Here is a 17328-nt window from a genome sequence, read left to right on the forward strand (position 1 = left end):
CTTCCCCATCTGCGCGGTGGCGGGGATGAGGATGCCTCCGGTGGAGCGCCGCTCCCCTTCGGGCCCGCCCGTCTTCACGAGGATCCGATCGTTCATCATCTTGATCGGAAGCTTCTCGTCGTCGCCCGACCCGGTCTCCGCTGTCACGGCTCCGACGGTACCGTCTCTGCCCGTGGCTGACGACTCGCTGGTACTGCGGACCGCCGATGGTCTGGCCCTGGAGGCCGAGATGCGGGCCCCCGAGCACCCCACGGCATCGGTGGTGCTCGCCCACCCGCACCCCCTCCACGGCGGCTCGATGCGCTCGGTGGTGACCAGCGAGCTGTTCCGGTTGCTGCCCGGGTCGGGGATCGTCGCCCTGCGGTTCAACTTCCGGGGAGTGGAGGGTTCGGAGGGCACCCACGGTGGCGGGGTCGACGAAGCGCTCGACGTGGTGGCTGCCCTCGACGCCCTGGAGGCGGCCGGCGCGCCGGCGCCGCTCGCCGTCGTCGGATGGTCCTTCGGCGGGGACGTATCCCTGAGCGTGGTCGACGAGCGGATCGACGGGTGGGTGCCGGTCGCGCCCACGCTACGGGTGCTCCCACCCGAGGCACTGGCGGCCGCCCACGACCCCCGTCCCAAGCACCTCATCGTCCCCGAGCACGATCAGTTCCGCCCGCCGACGGCCGCCGCCGAGGCCACCGCCGGCTGGGTGAACACCACCATCGACACCGTGGCCGGCGCGGATCACTTCCTGCTGGGACGGACCGATGCGCTGGCCTCGCTCGTGCGCCGGCGCGTCGGCGACCTACCCCGCCGCGCAGGCTGAGCGTCACACCGGGCGCACCGTGACGCCCCGGGCCGCGAGGTGTTGCTTGGCCTCTGCGATGGTGTGCTCACCGAAGTGGAAGATCGACGCCGCCAGCACCGCGTCGGCATGGCCGTCGAGCACGCCCTCGGCGAGATGCTCGAGGCACCCCACACCACCGCTGGCGATGACCGGCACTGCCACCGCGTCGGACACGGCTCGGGTCAGCTCCAGGTCGAAGCCGTCGCGCGTGCCGTCCCGGTCCATCGAGGTGAGCAGGATCTCGCCCGCGCCGAGCCGGACCGCTTCCTGCGCCCACCAGCGCGCGTCGATGCCGGTCGGGGTCCTCCCACCGTGGGTGAACACCTCGAAGCCTGAAGGGGTCGGGGTCCCCGGACCCGGTGTGCACCTCCGGGCGTCGATCGCCACCACCACGCACTGAGCCCCGAACTCCTCGGCGAGCTCCGCGATCAGCTGCGGGCGGGCCACCGCGGCCGTGTTGACCGACACCTTGTCGGCCCCCGCTCGCAGCAGTTCCCGGGCGTCATCCACGCTGCGGATGCCGCCGCCGATCGTGAAGGGGATGAACACCTGCTCGGCGGTGCGGCGCACCACGTCGACGATCGTCGCCCGGTCGTCGCTCGACGCGGTGATGTCGAGGAAGACCAACTCGTCGGCGCCCTCGGCGTCGTAGCGGGCAGCCAGCTCCACCGGATCACCGGCGTCCCGGAGGTCGACGAAGTTCACGCCCTTGACGACCCGTCCCCTGTCGACGTCCAGGCAGGGGATGACCCGAGCGGTGCGCACGTCAACGACCCCCTGGCTCAGCCAGCGCGGCCAGCGCCTCGGCCACCGTGAAGTGCTCTTCGTAGAGCGCCCGGCCGACGATCACCCCGGCCAGGGCCCGACCGCGGCGACTGCGGAGCGCAGCCAGGGTGCGCAGGTCGTCGAGGCTGCCGACACCTCCCGAGGCGATGACGTCGAGCGAGGTCGCGTCCAGCACCTCGGCCAGTCCCTCCACGTCGGGACCCTCGAGGGTGCCGTCGCGGCCGATCTCGGTGACCACCAGCGCCTCCACCCCCTGGTCCTCGAAGCCGCGGGCCACGTCCAGCAGGTCGTGGCCGCTGCTGCGGAGCCAGCCGCGCACCGCCACGTCGCGACCGCGGGCATCGAGGCCCACGGCGACCGGGTACCGCGCCGCGAGCCGGGCCACCAGGGCCGGCTGCTCCAGCGCCGCGGTGCCCAACACGACCCGGGCCGCCCCGGCTTCGAACAACGCCTCCGCGGCGGCCTCGTCGCGCACCCCTCCCCCGGTCTGGACCCGCACGTCCACCGCGCTGGCGATCCGCGCCACGGCGTCGCGGTTGACGGGGTGTCCCGTGCGGGCCGCGTCGAGGTCGACCACGTGCAGCCATCCGGCGCCGGCAGCGGCGAAGACCCGGGCCTGCGCGACCGGGTCGTCGTGGTACACGGTCTCTCGGGCGTAGTCGCCCTGGAAGAGCCGTACGCAGCGACCGCCGCGCAGGTCGATGGCGGGATACAGGTCCATCAGGCGGCCGCCCGCCCTGCGGCGGCATCGACGAAGTTGCGCAGGACGGCCAGCCCCGCCGCCCCGGACTTCTCGGGATGGAACTGGGTGGCCCACACGTGGTCCCGCTGGACCGCGGCGACCACCGGCCCGCCGTAGTCGCAGGTGGCGATCACGCCCCCGTCGTGGTCGGCGGCATAGGAGTGCACGAAGTACATCCAGATAGGCTCGGGCAGCGAATCGAGCAGGGGCGAGGGCCGCACGACGTCGAGCACGTTCCACTGCATCTGCGGCCGCTTGACCCCGTCGGGAAGTGCCCGGACGTGTCCGTCGAGCACCCCCAGCCCGGCCACGCCCGGCGACTCGTCGGAGCCTTCGTACAGCAGCTGCATCCCCACGCAGATGCCGAAGAACGGCGTGCCGCGCTCGATCGCCTCCAGCGCGACCACGTCGAGCCCGCTGTCCCGCAGGGCCTCCATGCAACGCCCGAACGAGCCGACCCCCGGCAGCACCACCCCTGCCGCCTCGCGCACCAACCGGGGGTCGGCGGTCAGGCGGGCATCGGCCCCCACGTGCTGGAGGGCCTTCTGGGCGGAGCGCAGGTTCCCGATGCCGTAGTCCAGGACGGCGATGAGGGTCACCTCAGCACCTCGACCCTCACAGCACACCCTTGGTGGAGGGCACGCCCGTGCCTTCGACCCGCACGGCGTCCCGCAGCGAGCGGGCCACGGACTTGAACGTGGCCTCGACGATGTGGTGGGTGTTGCGGCCGCGGACCAGGGTGATGTGCAGGGTCAGCGCCGCGGCGGTGGCGAAGGCCCGCCAGAACTCCTCCACCAGCTGCGGGTCGAACGGCGGTTCCCCGAGGATCTTCTCCCCGGGGAACGCCACCTCGTAGTGCAGATACGGGCGACCGGACAGGTCCAGGGCCACGTCGACCAGGGCCTCGTCCAGGGGCACCCGGTTGGATGCGAACCGGCGAACGCCGGCCTTGTCCCCCAGGGCGTCGCCGAAGGCCTCGCCGAGCACGATGCCGACATCCTCGACCGTGTGATGGGCATCGACCTCCAGATCCCCTGCTGCCCGCAGGGTGAGGTCGAACCCACCGTGACGGCCGAGTTGGGTGAGCATGTGGTCGAAGAAGGGGATGCCCGTGGCCACCTCGACCGCGCCGGTGCCATCGAGGGCGAGCTCGACGGACACCTCGGTCTCCTTGGTGGTGCGATGGCGGACAGACCGCCGGGCGGAGCCGGAAGGACTGGAGGAACTGGTCGTCATGTGAGGATCTCCCTGAGTGCGGTGAGGAACGCGTCGTCCTCCTCGGCAGTGCCGATCGTGACCCGCAGACAGCCCTCGAGACGGGGCCACGAGCTGCAGTCCCGCACCAGCACCGAGCGCTCAACCAGTGCCTCCCACACCGCCCGACCGTCGCGCTCGACGGGCCGGAAGAGCACGAAGTTGGCCCCCGACGGCCACACCTCCACCGGCAGCTCGCCCAGCGCGGCGACCAGCCGGCCGCGCTCGTCCACCAGATGCGAGACCCGGGCTTCCATCTCGTCGACGTACTCCAGCGCCAGGCGGCCGGCCAGCTGCTTGAACGAGTCGAGGTGGTACGGCAGCACGACCTTGAAGAGCTGCTCGACCACGGCTGCCGGCCCGATCAGGTAACCGAGTCGACCCGCGGCCATGGACCAGGTCTTGGAGAACGTGCGGGTCACCACCAGCGGCTGGTCCTCGGCCACCAGCTCGAGGGCTGACCAGGGCGCGAACTGGGCGTAGGCCTCGTCGACGACGAGCAGGCACCCACGGGCCCGGGCCAGCCCGAGGACCTCCCGCACGTCGTCGGGCGAGTCGACCACCCCGGTCGGGTTGTTGGGTGAGCACAGGAACGCCACCGCAGGTGGCTCGGGATCGTCGAGGAGCCGGCGGACCTCCGCCAGGTCGAGCGAGAAGTCCGGGCCCCGTTCCCCCTCGACGACGGTCGAGCCCACCAGCCGGGCGATGTGGCCGTGCAGGGCATAGGTCGGCTCCCAGACCGCGACCCGCCGGCCTGCTCCCGCGTAGGCCAGCAGCACGGTCTGGAGCACCTCGTTCGAGCCGTTCGCCGGGAACACCTGGCTGGGATCGACCTCGTGAAGCCGGGCGATGGCAGCCCGCAGCTCGGTCGCGTCCCGGTCGGGGTAGCGGTTCCAGGCGATGGTCCGGGTCGCCCGTGCCAGCTCGTCCACCCAGGCTGCCGGCGGAGGCTCCGGGGACTCGTTGGTGTTGAGGCGGACGGCCACGTCGAGCTGTGGTGAGTGGTACCCGTCCATCAGCGCCAGATCGGCGCGGGGGGTCGGCGTCACGGGGCGCCCTCGCCGGCGGGAGCCGTGGTGCGCAGCAGGATCGACCGGGCGTGGGCGTCGAAGCCTTCGATCTCGGCGAGGGTCTGCACGTACGGCGCCACCTTCTCGAACGCCGCCCGGTCGAGGCTGATGACGTGGAGCTGCTTGAGGAAATCGCCGACGGTCAGCGCGCTGGCGAAGCGGGCGGTACCGGCGGTGGGCAGGACGTGGCTCGGGCCGGCGAGGTAGTCGCCCACGGAGGCCGGTGCAAAGGAGCCACAGAACACCGCGCCGGCGTGACGGACCAGCGGGACCAGCCGGTCGGGATCCGACGACATGAGCTGGAGGTGCTCGGGGGCGATGAGGTTGGCCAGCTCGATGGCCTGCTCGGCGTCGTCGACCAGGGCCAGGTGGCCGCCGGTGCGGAGTGTCGATTCGATCTCGGCCCGCCGGGGCGCGACCTCGACCAGCCGGGCGACCGCCCGGTCGATCGCCTCGGCCGCCGGCTCGGACCAGGTGATCAGCCACGCGGCGCCGTCGGGCCCGTGCTCGGCCTGGACGATGAGGTCGATCGCGGCCAGCTCGACCGGGGTGGAGTCGTCGGCCACGACCACGATCTCCGAGGGCCCGGCGAACGCGGACGGGACGCCCACGATGCCTGCCACCTCCTGCTTGGCGAGCGCGACGTACACGTTCCCCGGACCGGCGATGACGTCCACCGGGCGGATCGACTCCGTGCCGTAGGCCATGGCGGCGATGGCCTGCGCGCCGCCCACCGCGTAGACCTCCTCGACCCCGGCGAGGGCGGCGGCCGCCAGGGTGACCTCGGCCACCGCTCCCCGCTCCCGGTCGGGCGGCACGCACAGCACGAGCTCGGGCACACCGGCCACCCGGGCCGGGACCGCGGTCATCAGCACCGTCGACGGGTAGGCCCCCCGCCCTCCCGGCACGTACAACCCGGCCCGGTCCACGGGGACCGCCCGCTCCCGCACCACGACGCCGTCACGCTCGTAGATCCTCTCCGGGTGCAGCTGAGCCTGGTGGAAATCGCGGATGGCGTCGTGGGCGGCGGTGATCGCCTCCCGGACCGGGTCGGGGATCGCGCCCAGCGCCTGCTCAAGTTCCCGGGGCGGCACCCGCAGGTCGTCGAGGGCCACGCCGTCGAAGCGCTCCGTGTACTCACGCAGGGCGTCATCGCCGCGGGCACGGACATCGTCAAGGATCGCCCGCACGGCCGCCAGCGGCGGCTCAGCGGTGCTGACCGGCCGCGGCAGGGCGCCGCGGAGATCGGTGACACCACGGAGATCCACACGGTTCAGCACGGCGCCCAACGGTAGCGGGCGTGCCCGCCGAGGCCGGTACCGGTTTGACTTGGGGGGATGGATCCCGATCGCGCCGAGCTGTCGTCCGTGTCCACCAGCCTCGATGACCTCTCCGCCCGGGTGGAGCGGCTCGCCGGCAGCCTCCAGCGCCGGCGCCAGGATGCCCTCGCCGCTGACCTCTACGAGGTCGAGCGGGCGTTGCGGATGGCCGTGCGCCGGCTGGCACAGGTGCTTCGCCGGCTGGACTGACGGCGCGCGGCCAACAGCGAGGGCAGGCAGGCGGATCCGGCCAAAACGAGGGCCGGCGCCCCGTAGGGCGCCGGCCGGGGCGACACTGGGCGGCGGATCCCAGACGTGTCGCCGGGTACCAGGTGGCGGGAACCTGGTAACGCGTACCTTACAACGAGTCGGGGCCGGGTTGGTACCTCTCGGGGAGGATTTTCTCCTGCTGGCTCGTGGCTCCGATCACGGCTGAGCCGCTTTTTCCGAGCTGGACGGACGCCATGCCGCCCGAACCGTGAACAAATTCACACGGGTTCAGACGCCGACCTTCGGGCAGAAGTCCGCCAGCACGCACGCCTCGCAGCGCGGCCGCCGGGCGACACAGACCCGACGGCCGTGGAGGATGAGGCGCAGGCTGAACGGGCCCCGCTCGGCAGGCGGGATCATGGCGTTCAGCTCGTGCTCGACCTTCACCGGATCACTCGACGTGGTGAGACCCAGCCGCTTGGCCAGCCGGAGCACGTGGGTGTCCACCGGCAGCCCCGGCAGGCCCAGCGCGACACTGCGCACCACGTTGGCGGTCTTGCGGCCCACGCCGGGGAGCGTGACCAGATCCTCCATCGCCCCCGGGACCTCACCCCCGAAGCGCTCGGTCAGCGCGGCGGCCATGCCCAGGAGGTTGCGGGTCTTGTTCTTGTAGAACCCGGTGGAGCGGATCAGCTCCTCGACGTCCTCCGGCCGAGCCGACGCCAGGTCCTCGGGGGTCGGGTACCGCGCGAACAGCGCCGGGGTCACCTGGTTCACCCGGGCGTCCGTGCACTGGGCCGACAGGATCGTCGCCACCAGCAGCTCGTAGGCATTGGCGTGATCGAGCTCGCAGTGGGCCTCGGGGTACTCCTCGGCGAGGCGCCGCATCGTCTCTCGCGCCCGCCCGGCCGGCGTACGGGGTCGACCCATCGGCGCTGCAGGCTAGCGATCACCGGACCGGCACTCTGCCGCCCCGGACCTCCCCGCTACTGTCGCCTCCCATGCTCGCGCTGGCCGCTGAACCACCACTGGTGGATGACCGCCGGGCCAGTGAGCTCGCCGCCATCGAACGGGCCCTCACCGAGCTCGACCGCCAGGACCTCCCGGATCAGGGTGGGGCACTGCTACGACAGGCAGTCGAGCTGACCCGAGCCGCGGGCTCGGTGCTGGAGCTGGAGGCGCAGCCCTCACCGGCCGAGCTCGACGCCGCCGCCACCAGGGCCGGCCTCCGGCTCACTCGTGACCTGCTTCAGCTCCGGCGGCCCCTGCCGATCGTCGAGCACACCGACCTGGCGGTGCGACCCTTCGTGCCCGATCAGGACGAACCGGCGTGGCTCGAGCTGAACAACCGGGCGTTCGCCTGGCATCCCGACCAGGCAGGCTGGTCGGTCGCCGACCTTCGCACCCGCGAGCGCGAACCCTGGTTCGATCCCCGAGGCTTCCTCCTCCATGAGCGCGACGGCCGCCTCGTCGGCTTCTGCTGGACCAAGGTCCATCGGGACGAGCAGCCACCACTCGGCGAGATCTACGTGATCGCGGTCGACCCGGCCTTCCACGGCCGGGGGCTCGGCCGGGAGCTGGCCATCGCCGGGCTCGAGCACCTCGGTTCGCTCGGGCTCGACACCGCCATGCTGTATGTGGAGGCCGACAACGAGCCGGCCCTGGCGCTCTACCGGTCCCTGGGCTTCAAGCACCACCACTCCCATCGCTGGTACCGCTCCGGCCTCCCGTAACCTGCACGCGGTGGTGTCCCTGTACGACCTGGACCGGGCCGACCTGGCGCAGGTGCTCGACGGCGAGCCGCCCTACCGGGTGGACCAGGTGTGGTCGGGCCTGCACCGCAAGGCCCGGTTGCCCGACGAGCTGACCGACGTGCCGAAGACGATCCGGGCGTCACTGGCAGCGGCCCACCCACCGGCGCTGGTCGAGGTGGGCCGGCTGGTCACCGACCAGGGTGACACCGTGAAGTGGCTCTGGCGGTTACCCGACGGCAAGCAGATCGAGACCGTGCTGATGCACTACCCGGACCGCTCGACGGTGTGCGTGAGCACGCAGGCCGGCTGCGCGATGGGCTGCGGCTTCTGCGCCACGGGACAGGCCGGCTTCGATCGGCAGCTCAGCACCGGCGAGATCGTGGAGCAGGTGATCCGGGCCGCCCGGGAGGCGGCCCCGCGCCGGGTGTCGAACGTCGTGTTCATGGGCATGGGTGAGCCGCTGGCCAACTACGACGCCACCTGGGCGGCGATCGAACGGCTCCACGATGCCGTGGGCATCTCGGCCCGACACCTCACGGTGTCCACCGTCGGGATCGTCCCCGGCATCCGCCGCCTCGCCCGAGAGGCGCTCCCGGTCAACCTCGCGGTCTCGCTGCACGCCGCGAACGACCGGCTGCGCGACGAGCTGGTGCCCATCAACCGCCGCTACCCGCTGGCCGAGCTGGCGGCGGCGTGCCGGGACCACGTGGCGGCGACGCACCGGCGGCTGTCCTTCGAGTGGGCCCTCATCGACGGGGTCAACGACCGGCCCGACGATGCCCGGGAGTTGGCCGCCCTGGCCCGTGAGCTGCGGGGGCACGTGAACCTCATCCCCCTCAACCCCACACCCGGCTATCCCACCCGCGGCACGCCCCCGGCCCGGGTACGGGACTTCGCGGCGCGGCTGCGATCGCTCGGCGTGAACACGACGGTGCGGGCCAACCGGGGTGGCGACATCGACGCCGCCTGCGGACAGCTGCGCGCCGCCCGGGCCGGCTCACCCCAGGAGCCCGGCCAGCCGGTGACCCTCAGCGAACGAGCACGGTGACCCGCTCCGTGGCCCGGACCGCCCGCTCGAGCAGTTCTGCGGACGCCACCTCCACACCGGGCCAGAGCACCGAGTCCCGCACCGTCCCGGCCACCCTGGCCTCCTCGCCGATCACCGACCGCTCGACCGACCCGCTCACCTGCGCGGTGGGGGCGATGATCGACCCCGCGCTCCGATCGGCGGCGAGCAGGTTCGCCCGGAGATACCCGGCGGGGGTCCCGCAGTCCACGACCGGGCCGGGATGACCGACGACCTCGACCCGCCCCGCGTCGGCAGCGGCGGCCCAGCACCGCTCGTAGAGCCCCGAGGGCTCCGGGCTGAGCGCCGCCACGTCGGCCCAGGGCATCAGGGCGGCCGCCACCGCCATGCGAGGGCCGAACACGGGCTGACCCCCGACCAGCAGGCGGACCCGCTCACCGTCCCAACCAGCCACGAAGGCGGCGAGGTCCGCCTCGGCCCAGGTGTCCGCGTTCACGACCAGGGTGGCCCGCCCGCCGATCCAGTCCCGCAGCTGCCCCAGCGCGCCGGCCGTGCCCAGCGCCTGCTTAGCCTCCACCGACACGTGCACGTCGGGGTGGCTGACGGCGAGGTGCTCCTCGAGAGCCGTCCGGCCGTGATGGACGTTCACCGAGCAGGCTACGGCGACGCGCCGGACCCGCTCGAGGGCCAGGTCGAGCAGTGGAACCCCCCCGACGGGGCACAGTGGCTTCGGCTGCACGTGGGTGAGGGGGCGGAGCCGCCGGCCCTCACCGGCCGCCAGCACCACCGCGACCACCTCACCGGGGTACGCAGACCGGTGCCTTGCTGCCAGACTGTCACCCATGGAAACCCGCCGGTGGACCAATCCATCGCAGCCCCAGACCCTGTACGTGGCCGTGATCCTGCTCTACCTGAACGCGGTGTTCGGCTTGCTGTTCGGCGGGTTCGCGAACCCGATCGCCCTGCTGGTCATCATCGGGCAGGTCGCCGGCGGCCTGGGCATCGCCAACGAGAAGAAGTGGGGTTACGTCCTCGCGGTGGCGGTGGCCACCGTGTCGCTGCTCTTCGGGGTGGTGCTCCCGCTCGTCGGCCGGCTCACCATCATCTTCGACCCGGTCTTCCTGATCGGCGCGATCTTCCCCATCGCCCTGTTCGCCCTGCTGGTGCACCCCATGAGCCGCGACTACCAGCGGGTCTGGTTCAAATAGCAGCCCACCGCGGTGCCGGGGCATGATGCCCCCATGACCACCACCGTGAACGGCATCGCCGGCCTCAAGGAAAAGGTCGGCCAGCACCTGGGCTTCAGCGACTGGGTGGAGATCACCCAGGAACGGGTGAACCTCTTCGCCGACGCCACCGGCGACCACCAGTGGATCCACGTCGATCCCGAGCGGGCGGCGAAGGAGAGCCCCTTCGGTGGCCCCATCGCGCACGGCTACCTGACCCTGTCGCTCGGCCCGATGCTCATGCCCCAGATCCTGCGGGTGGAGGGCATCAAGATGGGGGTCAACTACGGCTGCGGGAAGGTGCGCTTCCCCGCCCCGGTCCCCGTCGGGGCGAAGCTGCGCCTGGGCGCCGAGCTGGTCAGTGTGGAAGACATCCCCGGCGGCGCGCAGGTGACGATGACCTTCACCTTCGAGTGCGAAGGGGCCTCGAAGCCCTCCTGCGTGGCCGAGATCATCTTCCGCTACTACGACTGACCGGCCGGGCCGGGCCGCTCGCATCGCCGGCCCGGGTCAGCGCAGCTCGGGCATGACCTTCTCGGCCAGCAGGGTGAGGGTCTCGGTCTCCGGATAGTCCGAGCACCACGGGACGATGCCGCCCACCCCGAGCGCCTCGTAGGCCTTGATCTTCTCGTAGACCTGTTCCGGGGTGCCCACGAGGTTCCCCTCCCGCCACGAGTCGTAGGGCTCGCCCCAGAACGAGCGGGTGCCGCCGGCTTCGATCTCGCGCTCGTCCTCGCGGATGAACACCTCGGGCGACCAGGTCTTGAGAATCTCGTCGTAGTCCCGCCCGACCGCCCGGCAGTGCTCCTTGAGGACCTCGCACTTGTGCGCGAACTCGTGCGGCTTGCCACCGAAGTTGGCGCGGTCGGCGTGGCGGGCCACCACCCGGAGCGTGAGCTGCTCTCCCCCGCCCCCGATCCAGATCGGCGGGTGCGGCTGCTGCAGCGGCTTGGGGTCGCACTGCGCTCCGGTGATGGTGAAGAACTCACCCTCGTAGTGGGCGTCGGCCTCGCTCCACATCAGCTTCACGATCTCGACGGTCTCCCGCAGCATCCGGATGCGGTCCCGAGCCGGGGGGAACTCGTAGCCGTAGGCCCGGTACTCGTGGTCGTACCAGCCCGCGCCGACCCCCCAGTCGAGGCGCCCGCCGCTGATCACGTCGAGATTCGAGGTGATCTTCGCCAGCAGTCCGGGGTTTCGGTACGAGGCGCACCCCACCATCTGGCCGAGCCTGATGCGGCTCGTGCGCTGGCTGATGGCCGCCAGGGTGGTCCAGCACTCGAAGACGGTCTCATGGGCCGGGACCGGCACGTTGTGGAAGTGGTCGTAGACCCACACCGAGTCGTAGCCGAGTTGCTCGGCCAGCTCCGCGATCTCGACCGCCTTGGCCCACTTGCCCTGCGGATCGGCGATGCCGGCGAGCTCCATCTTCCAGCCCTGGGGCACGAAGGTTCCGAAGATCATGGTGACGAACCCTACCGAGAAGGTGCTCGTAGCATCTCCGCCCATGCGTGCCCGGTGCTGCGCCCGCCTCATGGCGGTCGCACTCCTGCTCACCACCGCGAGCTGCGCCCGAGACGAGCCCCGGCCGGTGGTGCGCGGCGACCCGGCGCCGACCACCAGTACAGCGATCGCCCCGAGTGCGGCCCCGAGCACACCCCCGCTGCCGGACCCGGCGCCAATCCACTGGCAGCCCTGTGACCAGCTCGAGTGCGGATCGGTGGAGGTGCCCGTCGACTACGGCGACCCCGGTGGGGGCACGATCCGCCTGGCTGTGGCCCGCCGACCGGTGCCGGACCCCGAACGGCGGCTCGGCTCGCTGCTGGTGAATCCCGGGGGTCCCGGCGGATCCGGCATCGGGTTCCTCGAGAGCGGGAGCCTCGCCGACCTGACCGACCGCTTCGATCTCGTGTCCTGGGATCCTCGCGGGGTCGGCGGCAGCGAGCCCCTCGAGTGCGGCGCCGGCCACGCCGGCTTCCTCGGGCTCGACCCGCACCCCGACACCCCCGATGAGCAGGCCATCCTCGAGCGCGAAGCGGCGCGTCTCGCGGCCCGCTGCGGGGCGGAGGACCCGGGGCTGCTGGCCAACATCGACACCACGGTCAACGCCATGGACCTGGAGATGATCCGGCGGGCCCTCGGCGAAGAGCAGCTCAACTACCTCGGGTTCTCCTACGGGACCCTGATCGGGCTCGAGTACGCGCGCCGGTTCCCGTCGCGACTGCGGGCGCTGGTCCTCGACGGTGTCGTGGACCCGGCGCTCACCGTGGAGGCGATGCTCACCGACCAGGCCGAGGCGATGGAGCAGCACCTGGCGGAGGTGAGCGACCTCTACGACCGGGTCCTGGCCCGGGCCGAGACCGACCCGATGGTGCTCGCGGACGGCAGGATCGTCGGCCCCGACATGGTCGTCCTCGCAGCCATCGCGGCCACCTACCGGGGCGACGGGCGCGACGAGCTGCGCCGGGCGCTGCTGGCCGCCGACGGCGGCGACCCCCGCCGGCTGGCCGTGCTGGCCGACGCCTACCTCACCGCCTCGGACTCGTTCGGCGCCTACCTGGCGGTCGTGTGCACGGACAGCCCGAGGCCGTCGGGAATCGACGGCTGGCGGGCGATGGCCGACCGGGTCGCCCAGCGCGCCCCCAGGCTCGGGGCGGCGGCGGTCAACGAGGTGCTGGCCTGCGGGTTCTGGCCGATCGAGCCGACCCGCCAGCCCGCGCCGGTCGCCCCAGCAGGCCTGGCTCCGGCACTGGTGATCGGCACCACCGGCGACGCGGCCACGCCCTACGGCGAGGCGGTGGTGGTCGCCGCGAACCTGCCGGGCGCGGTGCTGCTGACCTTCGACGCGGACGGCCACACCGCGATCGGCCGCAGCCGCTGTGTGGCCGGAGCTGTACGCCGGTACCTGGAACGATCGGAGCTACCCGAGCCCGGCTCGGTGTGCGGGTAGGGGCACCAGAGACTCCGTTCACCTCCGGCGCCCGAGAGCGCCCCCGTTAGGATCGCCGGCCATGGAGTTCAACCTCGCGGTCCTCAACGAAGCCATCGCCCGTGAGATCGGCGACCGTGAAGCAATCGTGTGGCGTGACCGGCGCATCACCTACGCCCAGCTGGCGGAGCGCACCCGGCGGCTGGCGAACGTGTTGCTCGACCACGGCTTCGAGGTGCACGCCGAGCGGGACCGCCTGGCCGGTTGGGAATCGGGCCAGGACCACCTCGCGCTCTACCTCCACAACGGCAACGAGTACCTGGAGGGCATGCTCGGCGCCTACAAGGCCCGGGTCGCGCCCTTCAACGTGAACTACCGCTACGTGGCCGAGGAGCTGCGCTACCTGCTCGACGACGCCGGGGCCCGCGGGATCATCTACCACTCGGCCTTCGCCCCCACGCTGGAGGAGGTCCGTGCCGACCTCCCCCGCCTCGAGCTGCTGCTGCAGGTGCCCGACGAATCCGGTCACGGGCTGCTGCCCGACGCGGTCTGGTACGAAGACGCCCTGGCTGCAGCCAGCCCCGCCCCCCCGCCGGTGCAGCCCTCACCCGACGACCTCTACATCCTCTACACCGGCGGCACGACCGGCATGCCCAAAGGGGTGCTGTGGCGTCAGGCCGACATCTTCCCCGCCGCGATGGGTGGGCGGGACCTGGCCACCGGGGAGGAGTGGCCGGACCTCAACGCCGTCGTGACCAGTGCCCGCAACGGGGGTGCCAAGCTCATGCCGGCCCCACCGTTCATGCACGGCGCCGCCCACTGGATGGCCTTCACCGCCTTCAACTGGGGGAACACCATCGTGCTGCCGGCCAACACCCAGAGCCTCGATGCCGCCGACGTGTGGGCCACGGTGCAGGCCGAAGCGGTGAACATCCTGCTCATCGTGGGTGACGCCTTCGGCCGCCCACTGCTCGACGAGCTGGAGCGGGGCGACTACGACCTGAGCTCGATGCTCATGCTGGTCAGCGGGGGCGCGGCGCTGAGCGCCCCGGTGAAGAACCGGTTCCTCGAGCTGCAGCCGTCCTTGGCCATCCTCGACGGGCTCGGCTCCTCGGAAACCGGCCAGCAGGCCTCCCAGGTGAGTGCTGCGGGCGCAGAGGCCACCACCGGCACCTTCACCCCCGGGCCGGGGATGTGCATCGTGAGCGAGGACCTGACCCGGGTGATCGAACCGCCGAGCGACGAGCTGGGTTGGCTGGCCCAGAAGAGCCGGGTGCCCCTCGGATACCTCGGGGACGAGGCCAAGACCCGCAAGACCTTTCCGGTCATCGACGGGGTGCGCTACTCGGTGCCGGGTGACCGAGCCAACTACACCGCAGAGGGTCTGCTACAGCTACACGGCCGCGACTCGGTCACCATCAACTCCGGGGGCGAGAAGATCTTCGCCGAGGAGGTGGAGCAGGCCCTGGCCCACCATCCCGCCGTCTACGACGTGGTGGTCACCGGCCGACCGAGCGAGCGGTGGGGCAGCGAGGTGGTAGCCATCGTGCAGCTCCGCGATGGCTTCGAGGCGGACGTGGCCAGCCTGATCGCCGAGTGCGAGAAGCACATTGCCCGCTACAAACTCCCCAAGGACGTCGTGTTCGTCGACCGCATCGTGCGCAGCCCCGCCGGCAAGGCCGACTACCGCTGGGCCAGAGAGGTCGCCGCCGCTCGGCGCTGACGCTGAGGCACGACGCCGACCCTCCGCCTCCCCCAAGGACGGCCTCTCTACAATCGCGGCCCAGCAGCGGGAAAAGGGTTTGATCGAGTGCCGGAGTGACGTGAATCCGCTCGAGGACCTCATCCGCCAGCTCGATCTCGATCCCCCTCGGCCGGTGCACCCTCGCCGGCACGGCCGGATCGCGGCCGTCGTGGTGACCGTGCCGGTCTTCCTGGTGGTGTTGGCCGCCACCGTGCGGCTGGTCGGCACCCCCGCCACGCTCGGAGACCCCGGCGGAGGGAGACCCGTGGAAGCCGGGTCGGCCGCCCCCGCGGCGAGTGGCTCGGGGGTCGAGCGATACCGGGGCTCGGACTGGATCCGCATCGAGAACAACCGGCCCGGCACCAGCGACTGGATCGTTCCCGACGATCCGCGAGCATGGGAGAGGATCCGGGGGTTCGCGAACGTCACCAGCGTCGACCACGGGGATCCGTTCACCCTCTACGTCTCCACCACCGCTGCCACCTGGCAGGCCGCCGCCTACCGAATCGGGTTCTACGGGGGATCGGGCGGGCGGCTGGTGTGGTCCTCGGGCGACCAGCCAGGCGTGGCCCAGCCACCCACGGTCGTCGACCGGAAGACCAACATGGCTGAAGCACCCTGGCAACCCTCGCTGGAGGTCCGAACGGGCCCGGACTGGCCCCCGGGGGTCTACCTGCTCAAGCTGACCAGCGCCGACGGCGGGCAGTCCTTCGTCCCGATGGTGGTGCGCGACGACGGCAGCGACGCCGACCTGCTGGTCCAGAGCTCGGTCACCACCTGGCAGGCATACAACACCTGGGGCGGGGCGAACCTCTACACCGGACCTCGTGGCGGCGCGTCCACCCGGGCCCGGGTGGTGAGCTTCGATCGGCCCTACGGCGGCAACGGCTCAGGGGAGTTCTTCGGGCGGGAGTACGAGTTCGTCTACTTCGTCGAGCGCCTCGGCCTCGACGTGACCTACTGGACCGACATCGACCTGCACGAGCGCCCTGAGCTGCTGGCGCGGCATCGAGGGTTCGTGTCGCTCGGGCACGACGAGTACTACTCGACCCGGATGCGTGACGGCCTCGAACGGGCCCGTGACCAGGGGGTGAACCTGGCCTTCCTCGGCGCCAACGCGATCTACCGCAAGATCCGCCTGGAGGACTCCCCACTCGGACCCAACCGTCGACAGGTCAACTACCGCTCGGCCGCCGAGGACCCCATGCGCGGCGTGCAGGACGATGAGGTCACCGTCTCCTGGCGGGAGCCTCCGAGCAACGACCCGGAGAGCTCGCTCATCGGGAACTACTACGAGTGCAACCCGGTCAAGGCGGACTGGGTCGTCGCCGACGCGAGCGCCTGGATGTTCGAAGGCACCGGTTTCCGCAACGGAGACCGGGTTCCGGGCATGGTGGGCAATGAGTACGACCGGGTGACCCCGGAGGCCCCAACACCCGACAACATCCAGGTCATCGCGCACTCCCCCGTCACCTGCCGTGGCACCCCCTCCTACGCCGACTCCACCTACTACACCGCCCCCAGTGGTGCGGGGGTCTTCGCGATCGGGACGTTCTGGCTGATCCCCCGTCTCATCCCAGAGTGCCCCGCGGGACCGTCGAGCAGCCCCGACTGCCGGGTTCAACGGCTCACTGAGAACGTGCTGCGAGCCTTCGCTCGAGGGCCGGCAGGGAACGACCACCCATCGACGAACAACCTCGCCTCGCTCGGGATCCGGCCCGGCTACCTGCGCGGCGGTCGGGCCGCAAGCCAGCGCCCACCAGCGTCGTCCTCGACCACGTCATCGTCGACCACCCCTCCGCGGAACCGAGGAACCGAGCGCGCGCCTTCCACTTCCCCCACCACCTCGGGTCCAGCCACCACCCGACCGCCGAACACCACATCGACCATCACCCCCGGGGTACCCGATCCTCCCGGCGGCTGATCGGCGATCTCAGAGCGGCAGGTTGCCGGTGGCCGGCTTGGTGGTGCCGTGGTCCTTGTAGGCCGCGATGGTGCGCTGCGCGATCCGCATCTGGTGGATCTCGTCCGCTCCATCGGCGAACCGGGCCCACCGGGCCTGCTTGAGCATGTCGGCGAGTGGCGTGTCCGTGGAGTAGCCGAGCGCGCCGTGCACCTGGATGGCCCGGTCGATGATCCGCCACAGGGAGTTGGCGACGAAATGTTTGGCCATCGAGACCTCGGTCTTGAAGTCCAGGCCCCGGTCGATCAGGTACGCGGCGTGCAGAACCATCAGCTTGCACTGGTACAGCTCCATGGCCGAGTCCGCGATGAGCCACTGGATGCCCTGCTTCTCCGCCAGCAGCGACCCGTGGCTGTAGCGCTCGAGGGACCGGTCGACCATCATGTCGAGCGCCACCTCGGCCTGGCCGATCCAGCGCATGCAGTGCGCCAGGCGAGCGGGCCCGAGGCGAGCCTGCCCCAGCAGGTGGCCCAGC

General features: G+C 71.5%; 19 protein-coding genes and 1 pseudogene. 9 read left to right on the plus strand and 11 right to left on the minus strand.

Annotated features, from left to right (window positions below; all coding sequences use genetic code 11):
- Positions 1–99: pseudogene (locus tag V7004_RS15850) on the minus strand (co-chaperone GroES); the annotation flags it as partial.
- A gap of 73 nt (positions 100–172) precedes the next feature.
- Here V7004_RS15850 and V7004_RS11095 point away from each other — a divergent pair.
- Positions 173–808 carry an alpha/beta hydrolase gene (locus tag V7004_RS11095; RefSeq protein ID WP_334144012.1) on the plus strand — a complete coding sequence of 212 codons (636 nt, stop codon included), beginning with the start codon at positions 173–175 and terminating at the stop codon, positions 806–808.
- 3 nt (positions 809–811) lie between these two features.
- Here V7004_RS11095 and hisF read toward each other — a convergent pair whose 3' ends face one another.
- The 6 genes from hisF to hisD are packed head-to-tail and all read right to left on the minus strand — an operon-like array spanning position 812 to position 5961.
- On the minus strand, positions 812–1594 hold the full coding sequence (gene hisF / locus V7004_RS11100) for an imidazole glycerol phosphate synthase subunit HisF (protein ID WP_334144013.1): 783 nt from the start codon (positions 1592–1594) through the stop codon (positions 812–814).
- Position 1595: 1 nt separating this feature from the next.
- Complete coding sequence (hisA, locus tag V7004_RS11105) at positions 1596–2336, minus strand: 1-(5-phosphoribosyl)-5-[(5-phosphoribosylamino)methylideneamino]imidazole-4-carboxamide isomerase (RefSeq protein ID WP_334144014.1); 741 nt, start codon at positions 2334–2336, stop codon at positions 1596–1598.
- A complete protein-coding gene (gene hisH, locus V7004_RS11110) occupies positions 2336–2956 on the minus strand; it encodes an imidazole glycerol phosphate synthase subunit HisH (RefSeq protein ID WP_334144015.1) in 621 nt (206 codons plus the stop codon). Before hisH ends, hisA begins: the two co-directional genes overlap by 1 nt.
- Before the next feature lie 16 nt (positions 2957–2972).
- Positions 2973–3593, minus strand: a complete 621-nt coding sequence (gene hisB / locus V7004_RS11115) for an imidazoleglycerol-phosphate dehydratase HisB (RefSeq protein WP_334144017.1) — start codon at positions 3591–3593, stop codon at positions 2973–2975.
- On the minus strand, positions 3590–4660 hold the full coding sequence (gene hisC / locus V7004_RS11120; RefSeq protein ID WP_334144018.1) for a histidinol-phosphate transaminase: 1071 nt from the start codon (positions 4658–4660) through the stop codon (positions 3590–3592). The genes hisB and hisC overlap by 4 nt, the downstream gene beginning before the upstream one ends.
- Positions 4657–5961 (minus strand): histidinol dehydrogenase, encoded by a 1305-nt coding sequence (gene hisD / locus V7004_RS11125; RefSeq protein WP_334144019.1) that lies wholly within the window; start codon positions 5959–5961, stop codon positions 4657–4659. Before hisD ends, hisC begins: the two co-directional genes overlap by 4 nt.
- Before the next feature lie 57 nt (positions 5962–6018).
- Here hisD and V7004_RS11130 point away from each other — a divergent pair, with 57 nt between their 5' ends.
- On the plus strand, positions 6019–6210 hold the full coding sequence (locus V7004_RS11130) for a hypothetical protein (RefSeq protein ID WP_334144021.1): 192 nt from the start codon (positions 6019–6021) through the stop codon (positions 6208–6210).
- A gap of 288 nt (positions 6211–6498) precedes the next feature.
- On the opposite strand, the gene nth is transcribed toward V7004_RS11130, so the two are convergent.
- The gene (nth, locus tag V7004_RS11135) at positions 6499–7140 is read right to left on the minus strand and encodes an endonuclease III (protein WP_334144022.1); all 642 of its coding nucleotides are present in this window, start codon (positions 7138–7140) and stop codon (positions 6499–6501) included.
- Positions 7141–7211: 71 nt separating this feature from the next.
- Here nth and mshD point away from each other — a divergent pair, with 71 nt between their 5' ends.
- Together mshD and rlmN are read left to right on the plus strand one after the other, a co-directional pair.
- Positions 7212–7943, plus strand: coding sequence for a mycothiol synthase (gene mshD, locus V7004_RS11140; RefSeq protein ID WP_334144023.1), 732 nt, complete (start codon positions 7212–7214; stop codon positions 7941–7943).
- A 10-nt stretch (positions 7944–7953) separates the two neighbouring features.
- Entirely contained in the window at positions 7954–9012 is a 1059-nt protein-coding gene (gene rlmN / locus V7004_RS11145; RefSeq protein ID WP_334144025.1) for a 23S rRNA (adenine(2503)-C(2))-methyltransferase RlmN, read from the plus strand.
- Here the strand turns inward: rlmN and V7004_RS11150 are convergent.
- The gene (locus tag V7004_RS11150; RefSeq protein ID WP_334144027.1) at positions 8993–9787 is read right to left on the minus strand and encodes a nucleotidyltransferase family protein; all 795 of its coding nucleotides are present in this window, start codon (positions 9785–9787) and stop codon (positions 8993–8995) included. The two genes, rlmN and V7004_RS11150, sit on opposite strands and share 20 nt — an antisense overlap.
- Before the next feature lie 46 nt (positions 9788–9833).
- On the opposite strand from V7004_RS11150, the gene V7004_RS11155 reads away from it, so the two are divergent.
- Both V7004_RS11155 and V7004_RS11160 read left to right on the plus strand, forming a co-directional pair.
- Entirely contained in the window at positions 9834–10199 is a 366-nt protein-coding gene (locus V7004_RS11155) for a hypothetical protein (RefSeq protein ID WP_334144029.1), read from the plus strand.
- A 33-nt stretch (positions 10200–10232) separates the two neighbouring features.
- On the plus strand, positions 10233–10691 hold the full coding sequence (locus tag V7004_RS11160) for a MaoC family dehydratase (RefSeq protein WP_334144030.1): 459 nt from the start codon (positions 10233–10235) through the stop codon (positions 10689–10691).
- Between the two features lie 36 nt (positions 10692–10727).
- Here V7004_RS11160 and V7004_RS11165 read toward each other — a convergent pair whose 3' ends face one another.
- Positions 10728–11681, minus strand: a complete 954-nt coding sequence (locus V7004_RS11165) for an LLM class F420-dependent oxidoreductase (RefSeq protein ID WP_334144031.1) — start codon at positions 11679–11681, stop codon at positions 10728–10730.
- 43 nt (positions 11682–11724) lie between these two features.
- On the opposite strand from V7004_RS11165, the gene V7004_RS11170 reads away from it, so the two are divergent.
- The 3 genes from V7004_RS11170 to V7004_RS11180 all read left to right on the plus strand — a co-directional run bounded on the left by V7004_RS11170 (position 11725) and on the right by V7004_RS11180 (position 16814).
- On the plus strand, positions 11725–13167 hold the full coding sequence (locus V7004_RS11170; protein ID WP_334144032.1) for an alpha/beta hydrolase: 1443 nt from the start codon (positions 11725–11727) through the stop codon (positions 13165–13167).
- 61 nt (positions 13168–13228) lie between these two features.
- Positions 13229–14869 carry an acyl-CoA synthetase gene (locus V7004_RS11175; protein ID WP_334144033.1) on the plus strand — a complete coding sequence of 547 codons (1641 nt, stop codon included), beginning with the start codon at positions 13229–13231 and terminating at the stop codon, positions 14867–14869.
- Positions 14870–14969: 100 nt separating this feature from the next.
- Positions 14970–16814 carry a N,N-dimethylformamidase beta subunit family domain-containing protein gene (locus V7004_RS11180; protein ID WP_334144034.1) on the plus strand — a complete coding sequence of 615 codons (1845 nt, stop codon included), beginning with the start codon at positions 14970–14972 and terminating at the stop codon, positions 16812–16814.
- Positions 16815–16823: 9 nt separating this feature from the next.
- On the opposite strand, the gene V7004_RS11185 is transcribed toward V7004_RS11180, so the two are convergent.
- Positions 16824–17328 (minus strand): acyl-CoA dehydrogenase family protein (locus V7004_RS11185; protein ID WP_334144035.1); only part of this gene is annotated, 505 nt, incomplete at its 5' end.

The organism is Rhabdothermincola sp. (assembly GCF_036846205.1).
Classification (GTDB): Bacteria; Actinomycetota; Acidimicrobiia; order Acidimicrobiales; family Acidimicrobilacustridaceae; genus Rhabdothermincola.